20 protein-coding genes are annotated in these 18,829 nt (G+C 65.2%); 18 read left to right on the top strand and 2 right to left on the bottom strand.

From position 1 onward, the window contains the following. Nucleotides 1–150: 150 nt before the first annotated feature. The 18 genes from GV001_RS13765 (at nucleotide 151) to GV001_RS13680 (ending at nucleotide 16,394) form a co-directional block, all read left to right on the top strand. Nucleotides 151–1,557: a sigma-54 dependent transcriptional regulator gene (locus GV001_RS13765; protein ID WP_160080759.1), complete on the top strand. Its 1,407-nt coding sequence runs from the start codon at nucleotides 151–153 to the stop codon at nucleotides 1,555–1,557. Between the two features lie 34 nt (nucleotides 1,558–1,591). After that, nucleotides 1,592–1,927: a flagellar hook-basal body complex protein FliE gene (locus GV001_RS13760; RefSeq protein ID WP_160080757.1), complete on the top strand. Its 336-nt coding sequence runs from the start codon at nucleotides 1,592–1,594 to the stop codon at nucleotides 1,925–1,927. Between the two features lie 19 nt (nucleotides 1,928–1,946). Further along, nucleotides 1,947–3,647 carry a flagellar basal-body MS-ring/collar protein FliF gene (gene fliF, locus GV001_RS13755; protein WP_160080755.1) on the top strand — a complete coding sequence of 567 codons (1,701 nt, stop codon included), beginning with the start codon at nucleotides 1,947–1,949 and terminating at the stop codon, nucleotides 3,645–3,647. Further along, nucleotides 3,619–4,683, top strand: coding sequence for a FliG C-terminal domain-containing protein (locus GV001_RS13750; RefSeq protein ID WP_160080753.1), 1,065 nt, complete (start codon nucleotides 3,619–3,621; stop codon nucleotides 4,681–4,683). Before fliF ends, GV001_RS13750 begins: the two co-directional genes overlap by 29 nt. Nucleotides 4,684–4,691: 8 nt before the next feature. After that, nucleotides 4,692–5,387, top strand: coding sequence for a flagellar assembly protein FliH (fliH, locus tag GV001_RS13745; RefSeq protein WP_160080751.1), 696 nt, complete (start codon nucleotides 4,692–4,694; stop codon nucleotides 5,385–5,387). Nucleotides 5,388–5,390: 3 nt separating this feature from the next. After that, a complete protein-coding gene (gene fliI / locus GV001_RS13740; protein ID WP_160080749.1) occupies nucleotides 5,391–6,713 on the top strand; it encodes a flagellar protein export ATPase FliI in 1,323 nt (440 codons plus the stop codon). Next, on the top strand, nucleotides 6,710–7,135 hold the full coding sequence (locus GV001_RS13735) for a flagellar FliJ family protein (protein ID WP_160080747.1): 426 nt from the start codon (nucleotides 6,710–6,712) through the stop codon (nucleotides 7,133–7,135). The genes fliI and GV001_RS13735 overlap by 4 nt, the downstream gene beginning before the upstream one ends. Before the next feature lie 129 nt (nucleotides 7,136–7,264). Next, a complete protein-coding gene (gene flgM, locus GV001_RS13730; protein ID WP_160080745.1) occupies nucleotides 7,265–7,549 on the top strand; it encodes a flagellar biosynthesis anti-sigma factor FlgM in 285 nt (94 codons plus the stop codon). Continuing rightward, a complete protein-coding gene (flgN, locus tag GV001_RS13725; RefSeq protein ID WP_256664924.1) occupies nucleotides 7,546–7,992 on the top strand; it encodes a flagellar protein FlgN in 447 nt (148 codons plus the stop codon). The genes flgM and flgN overlap by 4 nt, the downstream gene beginning before the upstream one ends. 362 nt (nucleotides 7,993–8,354) lie before the next feature. Continuing rightward, on the top strand, nucleotides 8,355–9,683 hold the full coding sequence (gene fliD / locus GV001_RS13720; protein WP_160080743.1) for a flagellar filament capping protein FliD: 1,329 nt from the start codon (nucleotides 8,355–8,357) through the stop codon (nucleotides 9,681–9,683). Further along, nucleotides 9,680–10,078 (top strand): flagellar export chaperone FliS, encoded by a 399-nt coding sequence (fliS, locus tag GV001_RS13715; protein WP_160080741.1) that lies wholly within the window; start codon nucleotides 9,680–9,682, stop codon nucleotides 10,076–10,078. Before fliD ends, fliS begins: the two co-directional genes overlap by 4 nt. Then, complete coding sequence (locus GV001_RS13710; RefSeq protein ID WP_160080739.1) at nucleotides 10,062–10,361, top strand: hypothetical protein; 300 nt, start codon at nucleotides 10,062–10,064, stop codon at nucleotides 10,359–10,361. Before fliS ends, GV001_RS13710 begins: the two co-directional genes overlap by 17 nt. An 18-nt stretch (nucleotides 10,362–10,379) precedes the next feature. Then, nucleotides 10,380–11,513, top strand: coding sequence for a flagellar hook-length control protein FliK (locus GV001_RS13705; RefSeq protein ID WP_160080737.1), 1,134 nt, complete (start codon nucleotides 10,380–10,382; stop codon nucleotides 11,511–11,513). A 68-nt stretch (nucleotides 11,514–11,581) separates the two neighbouring features. Beyond that, complete coding sequence (gene fliL, locus GV001_RS13700) at nucleotides 11,582–12,064, top strand: flagellar basal body-associated protein FliL (protein ID WP_256664923.1); 483 nt, start codon at nucleotides 11,582–11,584, stop codon at nucleotides 12,062–12,064. Between the two features lie 11 nt (nucleotides 12,065–12,075). Then, nucleotides 12,076–12,807, top strand: coding sequence for a FliA/WhiG family RNA polymerase sigma factor (locus GV001_RS13695; protein ID WP_160080735.1), 732 nt, complete (start codon nucleotides 12,076–12,078; stop codon nucleotides 12,805–12,807). Between the two features lie 2 nt (nucleotides 12,808–12,809). After that, nucleotides 12,810–13,682 carry a flagellar motor stator protein MotA gene (gene motA / locus GV001_RS13690; RefSeq protein WP_160080733.1) on the top strand — a complete coding sequence of 291 codons (873 nt, stop codon included), beginning with the start codon at nucleotides 12,810–12,812 and terminating at the stop codon, nucleotides 13,680–13,682. After that, a complete protein-coding gene (locus GV001_RS13685; RefSeq protein WP_160080731.1) occupies nucleotides 13,679–14,614 on the top strand; it encodes an OmpA family protein in 936 nt (311 codons plus the stop codon). Before motA ends, GV001_RS13685 begins: the two co-directional genes overlap by 4 nt. Before the next feature lie 199 nt (nucleotides 14,615–14,813). Next, on the top strand, nucleotides 14,814–16,394 hold the full coding sequence (locus GV001_RS13680; protein WP_160080729.1) for a hypothetical protein: 1,581 nt from the start codon (nucleotides 14,814–14,816) through the stop codon (nucleotides 16,392–16,394). A gap of 160 nt (nucleotides 16,395–16,554) precedes the next feature. Here the strand turns inward: GV001_RS13680 and GV001_RS13675 are convergent, their stop codons facing one another. Further along, the gene (locus GV001_RS13675) at nucleotides 16,555–17,367 is read right to left on the bottom strand and encodes a winged helix-turn-helix domain-containing protein (protein ID WP_256664922.1); all 813 of its coding nucleotides are present in this window, start codon (nucleotides 17,365–17,367) and stop codon (nucleotides 16,555–16,557) included. A gap of 404 nt (nucleotides 17,368–17,771) precedes the next feature. Further along, nucleotides 17,772–18,683 carry a lateral flagellin LafA gene (lafA, locus tag GV001_RS13670; protein ID WP_160080725.1) on the bottom strand — a complete coding sequence of 304 codons (912 nt, stop codon included), beginning with the start codon at nucleotides 18,681–18,683 and terminating at the stop codon, nucleotides 17,772–17,774. Between the last annotated feature and the right edge of the window lie 146 nt (nucleotides 18,684–18,829).

Genomic DNA, 18,829 nt, shown 5'->3' with positions numbered 1-18,829 from the left:
CTGTTCACATGGGTAATGAAGAGTTACCCGCAAAACAGCAGTGCACGCTCTTACAAGGCGGCCATTAATGGCGCCGACTTAAGCGCCAACTGAAAAAATACAACTTTCGCTGCATTCCAGCCGACCCAGCCTCATTTGAGCAGGTGCCGCATGTTGAATAAGCTTCAGGTATCCACTAGCGAGTCTTACTTGTCCTCGGCGGGCGAGCAATCGTTGTTGCGTCCGGTATGGGTAGTGGGTCAGGCGGATATCGGTCTGCACAACTTGCTGTGCGACTCGCTGCTGGCGGCAGGGTGCCAGGTCAGCCATGTGGCCGATTGCGCCCAGCTGGGCTCAGCCGCCTTGCAGCAGGCCGAACTGCTGTTCGTCTTCGTCGGCGGCATGGCCGACCACAGCCTGTACGCTCAGGTCGGTGGCCTGCTGCGCAGCGCGCCGCAGCTGAGCGTGATTCCGGTGGTGGCCTATGACGATCAGGCCCGCGCGGCGGCATTGCTGGAGCTGGGCTGTGTCGACTACCTGCTGGCACCCTTCAGTGCGGCGCAGCTGTCGGCACTGTTGGGGCGCCAGGCGGCGGCCAGCACGGCCGAAGAGAGCTTCGTGTCCTGCTCACCAGCCGGCCGCCGCCTGCTGGCCATGGCCCAGCGCGTGGCGCAGACCCGCGCGCCGATCCTGATCGGTGGCGAAACCGGCACCGGCAAGGAAATGCTGGCGCGCTACATCCATCGCTTTTCCGCCGAACGCAACGCGCCCTTTATTGCGGTCAACTGCGCAGCGATTCCCGAGCAGATGCTCGAATCCATTTTGTTCGGCCATGAGCGTGGCGCCTTCACCGGTGCGGTCACCGCCCAGCCGGGCAAGTTCGAGCTGGCCAACGGCGGCACCCTGCTGCTCGACGAAATCGGCGAGTTGCCCCTGGGCCTGCAGGCCAAACTGCTGCGGGTGCTGCAGGAGCGCCGGGTCGAACGCCTGGGCGGGCGCCGCGAGATCGAGCTGGACGTGCGCATCATCGCCGCGACCAACCGCGACCTGCAGGCCGAAGTGGCCGCCGGGCGCTTCCGCGCCGACCTGATGTTCCGCCTCGATGTGCTGCCGCTGTCGATCAGCCCGCTGCGCGAGCGCCGCGAAGACATCCTGCCGCTGACCCGGCGCTTCATTCGCCAGTTCGCCCCGCAGGAAAGCGCCGATGAGCTGCTCACCCGCGATGCCTGCAGCGCGCTGCTGAGCCATGACTGGCCGGGCAATGTGCGTGAACTGGAAAACACCGTGCAGCGTGCCCTGGTGCTGCGCAAGGGCCTGTTCATCCAGGCCCAGGACCTCGGCCTGAGCAGTCCGGCGGGCCTGGTGGAGGCGCCGGCGCTGAGCCTGGTGCCCGGCGACGAGGGGCGCGCGGCGCTGCGTGCCAGTGGCAAGTGGGCCGAATACCAGCACGTGCTCGACACCATTCGCCGTTTCGGTGGCCACAAGGCCAAGGCTGCCGCCAGCCTGGGCATGACCCCGCGCGCCTTGCGCTACCGCCTCAGTGCCATGCGCGAGCAGGGCCTGTCCATTCCACTCTGATGCACCGTCCAACAACCGCTGCGGAGACCCGTCAATGAACTCAATCAGCCAAATCCAGCAGGAATTGCTGGGCCGCATGGAACTGCACCGCGAGTTGTCCAGCGCCGGTGCCGCGATCAAACCGGCCATGCAGATCGACGAGCCGGATCAGGCCGGCGTGCTGCAGAGCTTCGCCGACAGCCTGCGCGCAGTCGACGCCCAGCAACACAAGTCCTCCGAGGTCATGGCCGCGGTCGACAGTGGCCAGAGCGATGACCTGGTCGGCGCCATGATCGAGAGCCAGAAGGCCAGTGTGTCGTTCTCTGCCTTGCTGCAGGTGCGCAACAAGCTGTCCAGCGCTTTCGACGACATCATGCGCATGCCTATCTGACGCTGACGGGAACTGAACCGTGCTGCAAGTTATCCGCAATAAATTTCCCCTGCCCGAGCGCTTCGCCGGCCCGCGCCTGACCCTGGTCGGCCTGGCGTTGCTGGCGGCCGTGCTGGCGGCTGGCGTGGTCTACTACCTGTGGCGCGACCAGGGTGCGCTGCGCCCGCTGTACGGTAGCGGCGAGAGCTTCCCTGTGGCTGAAGTGATGCAGGTACTGGACGCCGAAGCCATTCCCTACAGCCTGCACCCGGATACGGGGCAAGTGCTGGTGGCCGAGGGGCTGCTCAGCCGCGCACGCCTGTTGCTGGCGGCCAAGGGCGTCAAGATCGCGGTGCCCAGCGGATACGAACTGTTCGACAAGGACGAGCCGCTGGGTGCCAGCCAGTTCGTCCAGGACGTGCGCCTCAAGCGCAGCCTGGAAGGCGAGCTGGCCCGCACCATCATGGCCATGAAGGGCATTCAGCAGGCCCGCGTGCACCTGGCCCTGGAAGAGAGTCGTTCCTTCGTGGTCAGCCAGCGCAATCCGGGCAAGGCCTCGGTCATGGTGCATCTGGCGCCCGGCACCCAGCTCAGCCCGGAACAGGTCGGCGCCATCGTCAGCCTGGTGGCCGGCAGCGTGCCGCACCTGGCCGCCGAGCAGGTCAGCGTGGTCGATCAGAACGGCGCTCAGCTATCGCGTTCGTTGCACGGCTGGGAAGGCCTGGTGCAGAACGGCCAGGTGGTCGACGACTACCGCCTGAAAGTGCAGGGCGGCATCGAACAGGTGCTAGCGCCGGTGCTGGGCAGCGGTAACTACCGCATCAGCGTGGCGGCCGACTTCGATTTCAGCCAGCGCGAAGAAACCCTGCAGGCCTACGGTGAAGCGCCGCGCCTGCGCAATGAAGTGCTGCGTGACGAAAGTACCCTCGACGAGCTGGCCCTCGGCGTGCCGGGCTCGCTGAGCAACCGGCCGCCGCCCCAGCCCCAGGACCCGGCGCAGGCCACCGATCCGGCCCAGGCGCAGGTCGCACAGAACGACCCACTGGCGCCGCAGAACAAGGCGGCCACCTCGCTGCGCAAGGAATCCAACCGCCAGCTCGACTACGACCAGAGCGTCACCCACGTCAAGCACGCGCCCTACAGCCTGCGTCAGCAGAGTATTTCGGTGGTGCTCAACGAGGCGGCGGCGCCCGAGGGCGGCTGGACGCCGGCGGCGCGTGCCGAGCTGGAGCGCTCGATCAAGAGTGCGGCCGGCTTCAACGAGGCCCGCGGCGACGTGCTGAGCCTGAGCGTGTTCCCCTTTGTGGTCGAGGCGGCCGCGCCGTTGACGCCCGAGCCCTGGTGGGAAAGCAGCAAGGTGCATGAACTGGTGCGCATCGGTGTGTTCGGCTTCATCTGCCTGCTGCTGTTGCTGTTGGTGATCCGCCCGGCGGTACGCAACCTGACCCGTGGCCCGCAGGCCGAGCTGTTGCCGGTGGAGGAGGGGCCAACGCCCGCGCAACTGGAGCGCCAGGCCCACGACGAGCGTCTGCTCGCGCGCATGGCCGAAGAGTCGCGGGTGGCCGGGCTGTTCAGCGAGCTGAACCCGCTCTCGGAAATCCGCCTGCCGGCCCCCGGCTCGGGCCTGGAACACCAGATCGAACACCTGCAGATGCTGGCGCGCAACGACCCCGAGCGCGTCTCCGAAGTGATCAAGCAATGGATCGGACGAAATGAAAGAGCAGCCAACCCCGTCGCCTGACGAGCCGGGCGCCGCCGGCAGCAACCTGCCGGTGCGTAGCCAGTTGCGTTCGATAAGCTCCATGGAGCAGGCCGCGATCCTCATGCTGAGCATGGGTAACGAGGTCTCCGCCGGTGTGCTGCGGCACTTTTCGCGCGAGGAAATCATCGGCATCAGCCAGGCCATGGCGCGCCTGTCCAACGTCAAGCTGCCGATGGTTTCCGATGTGATCGGGCGTTTCTTCGACGATTACAAGGAGCAGAGCAGCATCAAGGGCGCCTCGCGCACTTACCTGTCGGGCATGCTGAGCAAGGCGCTGGGCAGCGAGATCACCCGCAACCTGCTGGACAGCATCTACGGCGAAGAGATTCGCGCGCAGATGGCCAAGCTGGAGTGGATCGACCCGCGCCAGTTCGCTGCGTTGCTGGCCAAGGAACACCTGCAGATGCAGGCTGTATTTCTCGCCTTTCTGCCGCCGGGCATGGCCAGTCAGGTGCTGGAGTGCATTCCGCGCGAGCACCAGGACGAACTGCTGTATCGCATCGCCAACCTCAGCGAGGTCAATGGCGATGTGATTGCCGAGCTGGGTGATCTGATCGAGCGCAGCCTGTCGGTGCTGTCCACCCAGGGCGCCCTGGTGCGCGGGGTCAAGCAGGCGGCGGACATCATGAACCGCTTCAAGGGCAACCGCGACCAGATGTTCGAGCTGCTGCGCGCCCACGACGAGGAGTTGGTGGGCAAGATCGAGGAGGAAATGTACGACTTCTTCATCCTCTCCAAGCAGAGCAACGAAGTGCTCGAGGCACTGCTCGAAGCCATCCCGCTGGACGAGTGGGTGGTCGCGCTCAAGGGCGCCGAGCCAGCCCTGGTCAAGGCCATTCAGGGCGCCATGCCCAAGCGCCAGGCGCAGCAGATGGACGCCATCAAGCGCCGTCAGGGGCCGGTGCCGATCAGCCGCATCGAGCAGGTGCGCAAGGACATCATGGTCGTGGTGCGCGATCTGGCGGCCCAGGGCGATATCCAGTTGCAGTTGTTCCGTGAACAGACGGTGGAGTGAGAGCGCCCATGGATAAAAAAATCATCAAGGGCGGTGATCGCAACTGGCGGCCGTACCACTTTCCGCCGCGCTGCCGCGAGCCGCGTGGCGAGGTGTGGGATGGCGATCCGGTCAGCCGTCAGCGGGCGATTGCCGATGGCTTCCAGCAGGGCATGGACAAGGGCTATCAGGAGGGTCTGCAGCAAGGCCGTTCCGCCGGTCGCGAGGGCGGCTTCGCCGAGGGGCGCGAAGAAGGCTTGCGCCTGGGCCGTGAAGAAGGTCGCCAGCAGGGCCGCGAGGCCTTTGATCGGGTCAGTCAGCCCATCGACGGCATGCTCGACGAATTGCGCCGCTTCAGGACCGAACTGGAAGACAAGCGTCGTCAGGAGCTGCTTGAGCTGGTGAGCAAAGTGGCCAAGCAGGTGATCCGCTGCGAGTTGACCCTCAACCCGACGCAGTTGCTGTCTCTGGCCGAGGAGGCCCTGGCCAGCATGCCGGGCGATCCGGGCGAGGTGCAGGTGCTGCTCAACCCCGAGGAGTACCAGCGCCTGCGCGATCTGGCACCGGAGCGTGCCGCGCAGTGGCGCTTGCTGCCGGACGAGCGCCTGGGTCTGGGCGAATGCCGGGTGGTGACGGCTCAGGCCGAGGCCGACATCGGCTGCCAGCAGCGCCTGGATTCGTGCATGGACGCCCTGGCTGACCATCTCAAGCTGCCCCAGGACTAAGCCATGGTCCGCTCATTCCAGCTCGACGAGGCACTGCGTTCGCTCGACAGCGTCAAGCTGGCCAAGGTCAGTGGGCGCCTGGTGCGGGTTTCCGGGCTGCTCCTGGAAAGCCTCGGCTGCCGGCGCATGACCGGCCAGCGCTGCCATATCGAACAGGCCGATGGCACCCTGCTGGAAGCCCAGGTGGTCGGTTTCGACCGCGACATCACCTACCTGATGCCGTTCAAGAAGCCGGTCGGCCTGACTGCCGGCTCGCGGGTGTTCCCGGCCAATGACGAGGCGCCGCTGCGCATCGACGAGTCCTGGCTGGGGCGGGTGGTCAACGGCCTGGGCGAGCCGCTGGATGATCGTGGCCGCCTGGAGGGGCGCGACACCCTGCCGACCGAGTTGCCGCTGGTCAATCCGCTCAAGCGCCGCCCGGTCGAGGAATCGCTGGATGTTGGCGTGCGCGCAATCAACGCCCTGCTGACCCTGGGCAAGGGCCAGCGGGTGGGCCTGTTCGCCGGCAGCGGGGTGGGCAAAAGCGTGCTGCTGGGCATGATCACCCGACAGACCAAGGCCGATGTGGTGGTGGTTGGCCTGATCGGCGAGCGCGGTCGCGAGGTGCAGGAATTCCTCCTCCATTCCCTCGGCGAGGAAGGCCTGCGCAAGGCCGTGGTGGTGGTGGCGCCGGCCAACGAGTCGCCACTGATGCGGCTCAAGGCCGCCGAGCTGTGCCACAGCATCGCCGCGTATTTTCGTGACCAGGGCCACGACGTGCTGCTGCTGGTCGATTCGCTGACACGCTACGCCATGGCCCAGCGCGAGATCGCCCTGGCCCTTGGCGAGCCGCCCGCGACCAAGGGTTATCCACCTTCGGTATTCGGCCTGTTGCCGGAACTGGTGGAAAGCGCCGGCAACGGCGAGAGCGAGCGGGGCAGCCTGAGCGCCATCTACACCGTGCTGGCCGAAGGTGACGACCACCAGGACCCGATTGTCGACTGTGCGCGGGCGATTCTCGACGGCCACATCGTGCTGTCGCGCCGGCTGGCCGATGTCGGCCATTACCCGGCGATCGACATTGCTGCCTCGGTGAGCCGCTGCATGAGCCAGGTCAGCACGCCCGAGCAGCGCGGTGCGGCGCGGCTGTTCAAGGAATACTCCAGCACCTACGAGAAGATCAAGGAGCTGATCCCCCTCGGCGGCTACACCCCCGGCATGGATGCCAAGACCGACCGCTCGGTGCAGCTGGCGCCGCGTCTGGAGCGCTTCCTGCGCCAGGAGGTGGGCGAGGGTGCCGATCTGGACGAATGTATTCAGCAATTGCGGGGGCTGATGCAGCCATGAGGCAACAACTCGATGTGCTCGGCCGCCTGGCCAGCCTGCGTGGCAGCCAGGTGCAGCAGATGCTCGGGCGGGTCAATTACCAGCAGAACCTCTGCCAGCGCTATCGCAACAACATTACCGGCCTGTCGCGCCTGCTCGGCTTCGAGGTGCCACTGGGTACCAGCCTGCAGCGCGATAACCAGCAGCGTTACAAGGTCATCCTGCACAAGATGGTCGAGCTGCAGCGCAAGGAGCTGGGCCTGGCCGAGCAGACGCTGGCGCGCATCCAGGGCGAGTTGCTGGCGGCCATGCGCAGCGAGAAGATCGTCAGCCAGTTCCTCGACGGCAAGCTGGCCGAGTGGCAGGTCCAGCTGGCCCAGCAGGAGCAGAAGATCCAGGACGGCCTGGCTGCCCAGGCCTGGTGGCGGGCACAGGGTGCTTGACCTGTTGCTGCTGGCCAGCCTAAAGAGGGTGGGCGCGGCAGCCTGTGCGGGGCCGGCGAAAAAATAATTTAAGTGCCGGGGGCAGTCGGTCGCCTATCACTGGTAAGCCCCCTTGTAATGGTGATTCCCATGGAAATCAGCCGTACTCAACAAAGCATCTTTACCGCTCCGGTGGAGACTCAGGCTGCGCCGCGTCAGGCGCAGCCAGCACCGACGGTTGATACGCGCTCGGCGCAGCAGTTGGCCGATGGCCTGCCCCTGGAAAAGCTGCAGGCGGTGCTCGACAGCCTGCCGGTGGTCGACTTTGCCAAGGTCGCCGAGCTCAAGGCGGCTCTGGCCGGCGGTGAAATCAAGCTGGACAGTGCCAGCCTGGCGCAGAGCATGCTGAGCTATCACCGCGGTAGCGACGCGTGACACAAGCCGAGCGGTTGCTGGCCATCCTGGCGCAGGACGTGCGTGACGACCTGCAGGATTATCAGCGCCTGGAAGGCTTGCTGCCGGAGTTGCACCAGGCGCTATTGCGCCGCGACAGCAGCCAGATCGATCCGCTCAATGAGCAAATCACCGCCTGTTGCGAGCTGGTGCGTGCGCGTGCCCAGCGTCGCAGCAAGGCGCTGGCTGCGCTTGGCCTGGGGCAGGGCGCCCAGGCCATGCATGGCCTGTTGCAGAGATTCTCCGGGGTTGCCCGCCAGCAGCTGGAAAGTTGCTGGGTCGCGCTTGGTGAGGCGGCAAGCCGCTGCGCCGGCTACAACGAGCGCAATGGCCGCTTGCTGGCCATGCACCACGAAATCATCGAACAGCTGCTGGCGGACTCCACGCGCAGCGAGCTGTATGCGCCGCACGGTCACGCCTACTGAGCTGTACCGCCCTGTCATCTCGCAAGCGCAGTTGGCCTTGCTCCTCTGTAGTGATCGCTGCGCCTGGAAGTGATCTGCGGGTGCGTCGTGCGCACCACAAGCCCGTGGATTGCTCCAGGTGCGCACGGCGCACCCTGCGGGGGTGTTCCTCCGCTAGAGCTTAAGTCCATACCTCGCCCTGTCGCCCTTATAGAGAACGGATTGGCCCATCGTGGGCGGAAGACGCTTTTCCGCTTTTGTCGCGTGCGGCGCCGAGGGGAAAGGGTTCTTCACCTTGTACCAGCCTGCAAGCCTAGAGAAATGGGACTTTCAGGCCTTGGCACCAGTCTTGCTAAATCATCCTTATAGGAAGGTACCGTACCATGGCGATCGACACCGATTACGCAAAAAACATGGCCAGCCAGTTGGCCAACTACCAGGTGCAGGGTGCCTGGACGCGCGCGCAAAACAGCGAGAAGGCCTACCAGAGCCAGCTCAAGGCGGTGGGCACGCTGGACAGCGCGCTGAAGTCCTTTCGCTCAGCCGTGACCGGGCTGCGCTCGGGTGGCAGCAGCATGCTGATCAACTCGGCCACCTTCAGCCAGACCGGTTACGCCAGCGCGACCGTTTCGGCCAGCGCGGCGCCAGGTAACTATCAGTTTTTCGTCGAGCAACTGGCCAGCTCTCATCAGTTGGGCTTCAGCGGTCTGGCCAGCGTGCCGGCCAGCGGTATCTTGAAATTCCAGCAGGGTAGCGATGCGGCGCGGGCGTTCGAGGTCGATCTGGCGGGCGTGAGTGATGCCGATGGCGATGGCACGGTCTCGCTGAGCGAGCTGGCCAGTGCGATCAATGCTGCCCCCGACAACACCGGCATGACTGCCAGTGTGGTACGCAGTACCGATGCCAACGGTGATCCGCTGTACACCCTGCTGCTGAGCAGCAATGAGAGCGGCGCGGCCAATGCCATTACCGTCACCGACGGCGCCGGATTCCTCGGTGCAGCGACGGAGCTGTCAGCTGCCAAGGATGCCAGGGTACGCCTGGGTGGCGAGACCGGCATGTTGCTGACCAATTCCAGCAACACCTTCAGCAACATGATCGATGGCGTCAGCCTGACTTTCACCAAGGCCCATGCGCCCGGTGAAACGCCGCTGAGCCTGACCGTAGGCCAGGACAAGACGGCCACCGAGGCGAAGATGAAGAGTTTCATCGACGCCTTCAACACCCTGATGTCGACGTTCGACAGCCTGACCGCCAGCGGCGGCAAGGATAGCGAACGCGGCAGCCTGGCCGGCGACTCGAGTATTCGCTCGGTCGAAAGCATGCTCAATCAGGTGGTGCGCACCGCCTTTGGTGGCAAGAGCCTGATCGACTTCGGCGTCGCCGCCGATCGCAATGGCAAGCTGGCGCTGAATGCCGAACGTTTCGCCAAGGCGCTGGCCGCCGACCCGGCCGGGCTGGACAAGCTGTTCAGCGAAAAAGACAACCTGATCGACAGCATCGACAAGAACATTGCCGTGTACACCGGCAGCGTCAACGGCGTGATGAAGAACCGCAAGGAGTTCATCAATGCGCAGATCGGCCGGGTTCAGGATCAGTACGAAGCGCTCGACCGGCAATACGAAATCTATTACGGCCGCTACCTGCGCCAGTACACCAACATGATGGAAATCATGTCGTCCATGCAGCAGACCCAGGGAATGTTCGGATGAGCAATTACAACCTGAATGAATCCTACGACAGCTACCGCTCGGTCGACCTCGAGGCCCGCGCCGCCGCGGCCTCGCCGTACCAGCTGGTGCTGGTGCTGTTCGACGGCCTGCTCGACGAGCTGGCCCGTGCCCGCGGGCATATCGAGGCCAAGCGTTTCGAGCAGAAGGGCCGTTCGCTGGAAAAGTGCCTGAACATCCTCAACGGCCTGAGCAGCGCCCTGGATTACGACAACGGCGGCGAGCTGGTGCATGAACTGGCGCGCCTGTACGACTACTGCATCTATCGCCTGTCCGATGTCAGCGTGAGCCTGTCGCTCGAGGGACTGGACGAGGTGGTGAAGCTGCTTGGCACCCTGCGCGAAGGCTGGGACGCGGTCAATGCCCAACGCGGTTGAGTTGCAGCGCTTGCAGGCGCTCCACGAGCGTCTGACGCAGGCCCTGCAGAGCAAGGATTGGGCGTCTTTCGGCAGTATCGACAGTGCCATCCGCGAAACCCTGAAACAGCTCGACGGCGTGCCGCCGAGCGCCGAACTGCAGGCGGCCAGGCAGCGCCTCAAGCAGCTGCATGGGCGCGCTCTGCAGGGCTGTGAAAACGAGTGTGAACGCCTGCGCAAGCTGTTGACGGCGCACCTGCAATACGCCGAAGGCAGCGCTGCCTACCGGCAACTGAACGACTGAGAAGAGCACTGCAGACCTATGTTGCAACTGACCCCTACTCCCGCGTTGCCGGCCATCGGCGGCCCGCTCTCCGAGGCGCCACGCAGCGCGGCCAGCGATGCCGTGGAGGCGGGCGAGACGGCATTCGTGCTGGATGCGCCGGTCGAGGCTGGCCAACTGCCGGATGGCAACGCCGAGGCCCTGGTCGCGGCCACGCAGGGTGATGCACCGGCAGAGCTATTGCTGCCTGCCGGCGAGCAGGTGCGCGAGCTGCCGGTCGACGAGGTCGAAGCCTTGCTCGGCAGCCTGCTGGCGCAGCGCGATACCCAGGTGCAGGCCCGTGGCGAGTCCGTCCAGGACGAGGCGGCCGGTGCTGCTGCGGCGTTGCTGGCGACGGTTCAGGCGGCAGTGCTCGGCTTGTCGCCAGCCGGCAGCCGCAGTCCGTTGCGGGCAGGCCAGGACAATGGCGCGTTCGACCTCGCGCCGGCCGCCGGCCGCGAGCCGGTCGAGGCGAGCGCAGCGGTGCGCTCGCAGGCCATGCCCGCTGCGGTCGCTTTGCCGGACAGCGCGGCGCGCCAGTTGGCCGACCTGGCCACTGGCGCCGAGAGCGCGCCAGGCGACGCCGTTGCCCCGGTACTGGACGTGGCTGCCAGCGAGGGCAGTCCTGCACGGCCGCAGGCCGATACGGCCTTGCGCGCCGATCCGGCCAGTGCGTTGTCGCGCCCGGCGGCGCTGGAGCAGCGCCTGCAGCTGCAGGGGCCGGAAGCCAAGTGGGGCGAGCAGATGCTCAATGCCTTGCGTGACAGCGTCGAGCTGCAGCTCAAGCAGAACAAGCAGCAGGCCACCATTCGTCTCGATCCGGCCGAGCTGGGCAGCCTGGAGATCCGTCTGAACCAGGAGGGCGGGCGCCTGCAGATCCACATCAATGCCGCCCAGGGCGACGTCGCACGCCTGTTGCAGCAGACCAGCGAACGCCTGCGTCAGGATCTGATCGGCCAGCACTTCGTGCAGGTCGATGTACAGGTCGGCGCCGACAGTCAGTCCGGCCAGCGGCAGGCTCGCGAGGGGGCGTCCCTGTTCGCTGAAGAGGCGCCGCGAGCGGCTCTCGACGAGCAGGCCGATGGCGAGCGCGGCGCGCAAGGTGTGCGCAGCGACGTCCTGGTCAGCGTATGAGTTGCTGCCGGCGCTCCTGCCGGCAGTCCTGAAGAATTACCCACGTGGAGCTAAACCCCGTCATGGCGATGCAGCGCATCATTATCATCATGCTGATCCTCAATACCCTGCTGGCAGTCGGGGGTATCGGTTTCACCTTCACCCTGTTCCAGAGCGTGCAGCAGTTGAGCGCTGGCTCATCCCAGCAGGCTGCCGGCAGTCCGGGAAAAGGCCAGGCTGAGGAAGAGCAGGAGCCAGCCGAGTACCTGTTCCATCCCGTCGACAAGGTAGTCGTCAGCCTGGCCGGCGAGGACCGCGAGCACTACCTGGTGTTCGACCTGGTGCTGCAGGCCAATGTCGAAACCGACAAGAAGAAGCTCGAACAGATCGACCCGATGGTACGCAATTCGGCCGTCGCCCACTTCACCAGCATGAAGTTCCAGGAGCTGCGCGGCCAGGCCATTCCTCAGCTGCAGGCGGCCCTTGAGGCTGCGGTTCTGCATGATTTCACTGCTCGCAACCTGCTGGTGCCGTTCGAGCATGTGCTGATCAGCAAGATGATCGTGCAGTAGGACATGCGCCCATGACTGGCCTGGCAGTGCTCGACCACGACTACGGCTCCCCTGCGCAAACCCAGGGGCTGGATGCGGCTGCCGAGCGCAAATGGCTGCTGCAATACCTGCCGCTGGTCAAGCGCATCGTCCGCCAGCTGTCGCTGCAGGCCAGCCAGGTGATGGACCGCGAAGACATGGAGCAGATCGGCCTGATGGGCCTGCTCGACTGCCTACGCCGCTATGGCGAGCCGGATGAGCAATTCGGTCGTTTTGCCGCGCTGCGCATCCGTGGCGCCATTCTCGACGAGCTGCGCCGCCAGGACTGGCGCCCGCGCCAGGTGCGCCAGCAGGTGCACAAGGTGCGTGACGCCATCCGCGCCCTGGCGCGACAGCTCGGCCGGGTGCCCAGCGAGGAAGAGATCCGCCAGCACGCCGGGCTGGATGCGGAGGCCTATCAGGACTACCTGTGGGCGGAGTCGTCGGAGGCCATCGAAAGTCTCGACGAACTGTTGCAGGTCGGCGTCGAGAGCTTCGCCGACAACGCCGCGGTGGTGGAGGAGCGGGTACTCAGCGAGCGCCTGCTGGCCCAGGCCCTGGAACGCCTGGATGAGCGCGAGCGGCTGGTGCTGACGCTGTATTACCAGCACGAATTGAGTCTCAAAGAAATTGCGCTGGTGCTCGAAGTGAGCGACGCGCGCGTGTGTCAACTGAGCAAGCAGGCGCTGGCCAAGGCCTGCCGCTTCCTGAAAGAGGAACGTTAATCGTGTTGAAGGTATTGGGAGCGCTGATCATCATCGGCTGCGTGCTGGGTGGCTATGTCATGGCCCACGGCGAGCTGGCCATGCTCTGGCAACCGGCCGAAGTCATCATCATCCTAGGTGCCGGTCTGGGCAGCCTGGTAGTCGGCAACCCCAAGGAAGTGCTGCTCGAAATGTGCGTGCAGATCAAGGGCGTGTTCGTCTACAAGCGCCGTGGCGAGGAGTTCCAGCGCCAGTTGCTGATGCTCCTGTATGAGCTGCTGGAAACCGTCGAGGAGGGCGGTCTCAAGGCCCTCGACGAGCACATCGAGGAGCCGGAGCAGAGCGAGCTGTTCAGCAAGTACCCGCTGATCCTCAAGGAAGACAACCTGATGTTCTTCATCGCCGACAACTTCCGCCTGATGGCCATGGGCAAGATCAGTGCCCATGAGCTGGAGGGTTTCCTCGAGCAGGAGCTGGAGGCCATGGACCACGCGCTGATGCAGCCGGCACGCTCGCTGCACAAGGTCGGCGAAGCCATGCCCGGTTTCGGCATTCTCGCGGCGATCCTCGGCATCGTCATCACCATGGGCAATATCGGCGGTTCGGTGGCCGAAGTCGGTGCCCACGTGGCCGCGGCCCTGGTCGGTACCTTCCTCGGCATTTTCATGTGCTACTGCCTGATGGAGCCACTGTCCAACGCCATGGGTCAGCGGGTCAAGACCGAACTGTCGGCTCTGGAGTGCGTGCGCACCACCCTGGTCGCCCATGTGGCCGGCAAGCCGACGCTGCTGGCGGTGGACGCCGGGCGCAAGCTGATCGAACAGGACGTCAAACCCGCCTTCAAGCAACTCGAAATCTGGGTCAACCAGTACGAGGAAACAAGGGAGGCGGCATGAGAAAGCGCGGCGCAGATCACCAGGAAATCATCATCAAGCGGCGTGCCAAGAAGGGGCACGACGACTCGCATGGTGGCGCCTGGAAGGTGGCCTTTGCCGACTTCACCATGGCCATGATGGCGCTGTTCATGGTGTTGTGGATCGTGCAGCCGCAAAGCAAGGAAGAAAGCCCGACTACTGCCGAGATGTTCGCCAACCCGCTGGTCGACGGCGGCGCCGGGGTATTCGACGGCAAGAGCCGTTCGCCGCTCGATCTTGACGGCATCCCGGTGCAGGTCAGCAAGGTTGAGACTCAGGACAACGCCGCCATGAGTCCGCAGGACCCGGCCAGCGAGCAGCCGGGCGCCGAGGCGCCGCGCAAGCTGTATGGCACCCCGGCCGAACTGCAGGCCCTGGCCCAGTTGATGCAAAGCGTCGCCAGCCAGTTGCAGGCCGATGCCAATATCGCCGTTGACGTAGTGCCCCAGGGCCTGCGCATTCTGTTGCGCGACGACCAGCAGCGCTTCATGTTCGAGCGTGGTAGCACAAGGCTGACGCCGCATTTCCGCCAGCTCATGTTCGGCCTGGCGCAGGTGCTGGGCAAGGTCGAGAACAAGCTGATCATCAGTGGCCATACCGATGCCACGCCGTTTCGCAGTGCCCGTGGCTACGACAACTGGAACCTCTCCGGCGATCGCGCCCTGAGCGCGCGCAATGCCCTGGTCGAGTCGGGTATGTCGGCCGATAGCGTGCTGCAGGTGACCGCCCATGCCGAGCGCATGCCGCTGCGTCCGGAAGCGCCGGAGGATGGCGTCAACCGCCGGGTTGAGGTGCTGTTGCTGACGCAGCAGGCCGAGCTGCTGTATCGCCAGCTGTTCGGCGACAGCTATGCCCAGGCCCGGCTCAGCCAGAGCGGTGCGCACTTCACCAAGGAGGCGGGCAAGCCCTTGTGAGGGCATCCCGCGCCGCTGCCGCTTGCTGCTTCGCAACCCGGCGCGCGACCTAACGTGCCATTGCCCGCTCGCCTTCCGCTGGCTTGGCTGACTGGCATCTGGATGGCGGACTAACCAGGCTGCCCCAAGGCTAAAACGGTGGCACGGTACGACTGGGGCCGCGCCACACCAATCTTCTACCCCGGGACTGCAACCCAAGATGACCTCCTTTCTATCTCCCCAGGCACAGGCCAGCAGCGCCGCGCAGGCGTCCTCTGCCCTGGCGTCGCGCATTGACCAAGCCCTGAGCGAGAGCACCCTGGCCCTGCACAGTCAGCTCGAGGACCTCGTCGATCGTGCCATCGGCGACCTGCATTTCGAGCACAGGCTTGAGCTGGAACTGGCCGAAGCCGAGTGCGCTGAGCGGGCCCTTGAGCTGGTCGAGGCCCGGCAGGTTGCGGCCGGCTTGCAGGGGGAGCTGGCCGCGGCGCACAACCTGTTTGAAAGCGAGCAGCGTGCCCATGGCCAGGCTCTGGTGCAGCGCGCTGCCCTCGAGACCCGCCTGGAGAAGAGCGATCGCGAGCTCGACGAACTGGGCGCGCGCCTGGCGGCGGCCGAGCACGAGGCCGAGCAACTGCGCCAGACGCTGGAGCTGCAGACTCAGGAAGCCGCCAGTCGGCAGCAGGTAGCCGAGGAAGAGGCACGGCAATTGCGCGACGCCTTGAGCGCTGCCCAGGCCGAGGGTGAGACGCTGGCGCGTGCCCTGGCCGAGGCAGAGCAGGCGGCACAGCGCTCGCTGGCTGACCTGAGTGTGGCCGAGCGTGAGGCCGGGCAACTGCGCCAGGCGCAGGAGTTGCAGGCCCAGGAAGCCGCCAGTCGGCAGCAGCTGGCCGAGGAAGAGGCACGGCAACTGCACGACGCCTTGAGCGCTGCCCAGGGCGAGGGTGAAACGCTGGCGCGTGCCCTGAGCGAGGCCGAGCAGGCCGCACAGCGCTCATTGGCTGAGCTGGACGCCGAGCGCAACCTGCTCGAGGCCGAGCGGCGTGCTCATGCCCAGTCGCTGGTGGACAACGCCGCCCTGGAGACCCGGCTGGGTAAGGGTGTTCGGGAGCTTGAGGAACTGGGCGAGCGTCTGGCAGCGGCTGAGCGTAACGCCGAGCAACTGCACCAGGCGCATGCGTCGCAGGCGCAGGACAGTGCCGAGCGCAGCGCCCAGCAGCAGGCCGCCGAGGCTGCCCTGGCCCTCGCCCAGCAAGAGGCCAGCGAGTTGCGTGAGCTGTTGGGCGAGACTCGCAGCGCCCTGGCCGGGATGGAAGCCTGTGCCACGCAGGCCGAGAGTGCCGCCGAACAGGCTCGCCAGCAGTTCGATCGCCAGCAGGCGCACGCTGCCGAGGAATTGCTGGGGCTCCAGCAGCGGCATGACGCGGACATTGGCGTTCTCCAGCAGGAACTGCGCGAGAAGCGCGACGCCCTGGCCGCGGCTGATGCCGGCCTGGATGACCTTCGCAAGCGCCTGGCGCAGGCCGGGGCCGAGGTCGAGACGCTGCGTCGACACGGCGCTGAGCTGGGCGAGCAGGCGGCCGACAAGGACCAGCGTTTGCTTGAGCTGGGGCGGGCGTTGGCGCAGGCCGGCGAACGCGAACGCAGATCCTCGGCGCTGATCAGCGATGCGAAGGGCGTGCTGGCTGAATCCAAGCAGAATATTGCCCTGCTGGAGGTCAAGTTGCGCGATGCCCGCGAGGAGGCCAACAGGCTGCGGGCGGAGCTTGCCTGCGCTCGGGCGATTCAGGACGATTACTGATCCGGCCCGAATCAAGTGGGAAAGCGGGTTAAGCAGCGCGGCTACTGTAGGAGCCAGCTTGCTGGCGGTTCGGGGCGTGAAGAGCGTCGCCAGCAAGCGGGCTCCTACATAAACAGCCTATTGGCGGGCCGAATCTATAAAGGCGCCTGTCGCGTGTTCGTCAGGGCAGGCATTGGCGCAGCTGGGAATCGCTCACCCGACCCAGTTGCGAGCGGGCGATGCTCAACCAGTGCCCGCCACGCCCGGCCTGCAGGCAGAGCAGGGCCAGGGCTTCATCGTTCATGCTGATGTACAGCTCGGTGGGGCTGTCGGCCAGCTGCGCCAGGCGCGCCTCGATGGCTTGCCCCAGATGTTGTGCGGTCTGGCGCTGGGCGTTGTCGTAGCCCAGGTAGGTCGTGTGCAGCTGGCCCAGGGTGCGGCCGGCCCGCTCATCGGTGCGCAGCAGCAGGGCAGCCAGCAGCGTGCCGACCAGCAGCAGGCCGGCGCAGGCCCAGAGGCAGGCGCTACGCAGCGGCCCAGGCTGGGATTGCGCTTGTGGCGGGGCTTCGCTACCCGGCGTTGCTGTCGGGCTTGCCACGGTTGCCGATGCTGCGGCCTGCGGGCTGTCGGCTGGCTGGCTCGGCGCGGGCATCGCTGCCGTGTTCAGCAGGTACTGCGGGTTGATCAGGTAGCCGCGGCGCGGCAGGGTCTGGATGATCTGCCGTTCCTTTTCGTCGCCGAGTACCTGGCGCAGTACATACACCTGCTGGTTCAGGCTGCCCTGGCCGACCACGCGGTCGGCCCAGGCGAACAGCAGCAGTTCCTCGCGGGTCACCACTTCGCCCGGTGTTTGCAGCAGGCGCTCCAGCAGGCGGCTGCCGGAATAGCCCAGGTCGATACGCTGTTCGCCACCGGCCAGCTGCAGCTGGAAGCGCGTCGGGTAGAAATACACCAGGCAGTCGGGCCGACCCGTCTTCAAGATCAGGCAGGGCACGGCATTATCGCTGGGGCTTGGAGGGCTGTTACTGCTGTCGGTCATGGACTGCGTGAGCTGTTCTGATTGTGCTTGTGGGCGCGCAGGGCTTTGAGGTGGTGGCATTTTGGCGTCATGAAATTGGTGATGCAAGTCTCGTTTGCTGGGTGGCGGTGTGCTAGGCCGGGCTGCGCTGTTGCACAGAATAGTGGCTGAACCCGGATGCTGCTCTCAGCCAATTGCTGGTTGCAGGCGGCGTGACTTTTGTGTGTTGTCCAGGCGAGGTGCCAGGGTGCGCCATGGCTCAACCCCGCGCCGCCCATGAGCGTTGCGCTACCCAGGTATTTTCCACACGCAAAAAACCACGGCTCTGCACTGCAGAGCCGTGGCGATGGAGTTGGCCGGTTAAGCGGCCAGGGGCGTGCTTAGCCCAGCAGGGACATGACCATGCCCGGCATCTGACCCGCTTGCTTGAGCATCGAGATGCCCGACTGCATCAGCATGCTGTTCTTCGACATGTTGGCGCTTTCCATGGCGAAGTCGGCATCCATGATGCGGCCCTTGGCCATCTCGGTGTTGTCGCGCATGTTGGCCAGGTTGTTAGAAGTGTGGTTCAGGCGGTTGATGTTGGCACCAAAGGATGCACGCAGTTCGCCGAGAGAGTTCAGAGCTGTTTCCAGCACAGTAATAGTGCCGTTGGCATTCGTGTTGGCGGCGGTGGTTGCAACCTGAGTGCTAGCAATTTCGACACCTGGAGTGCCGGGAGTGGCGTAAGTGTCAGCTGCGTTGGTCAGCGCAGTGCCCAGGGCGGTCAGCTTTGCGGACAGATCCACGCTCATGGTTTCGCCGGCGCTGCTACCGATTTGGAAAACCATTGCTGCGGACATGGTGCCGCCACTGCCGTCGACAGTGGTGCCGTTACTGAACAGGGTTTTGCCAGCGTAGCGAGTGTTCTTGACGATGTTGGCCATTTCCTTGCCCAGTTCGTCATATTCGTTTTGCAGAGCAATCAGATCGCTGCCGCTGTTGGTGGCGTTGGCACCCTGGGTTGCCAGGTCTTTCATGCGCTGGACGATGTTGGTCATTTCGCTGAATGCGCCTTCGGCGGTCTGCAGCATGGAGACCGAATCGCCTACGTTGCGCATGGCTACGGCCATACCGCGGGAACCAGCGTTCAGGCGGGTAGCGATCTGCAGGCCGGCGGCATCGTCGGCGGCGCTGTTGATGCGGAAGCCGGTGCCCAGGCGCTGCTGATTGGTGCCCAGGGCGTTATTGCTCTTGCTCAGGTTGGTTTGGGTGACCAGAGCGGAGTAGTTGGTATGGATTGACAGAGCCATGATGAATTCCTTCCTGCGGGTTGCCTTGAGAGAAAGCTGGCTTCGTTTGCCTGCTGAAGGGGTAGAGCGACAATCACCAGCAGAGGCTTAAGCGGAATTTCATAATTTTTCTGGCGCCCAGCTTTTGGCGGGTGCGCGGATAGCTC

The sequence above is a fragment of the Pseudomonas sp. 8AS genome, assembly GCF_902506505.1.
Lineage (GTDB): Bacteria > Pseudomonadota > Gammaproteobacteria > Pseudomonadales > Pseudomonadaceae > Aquipseudomonas.
The sequence above is the reverse complement of the archived record's forward strand: the minus strand, read 5'-3'. Positions and strand labels throughout refer to the sequence as shown.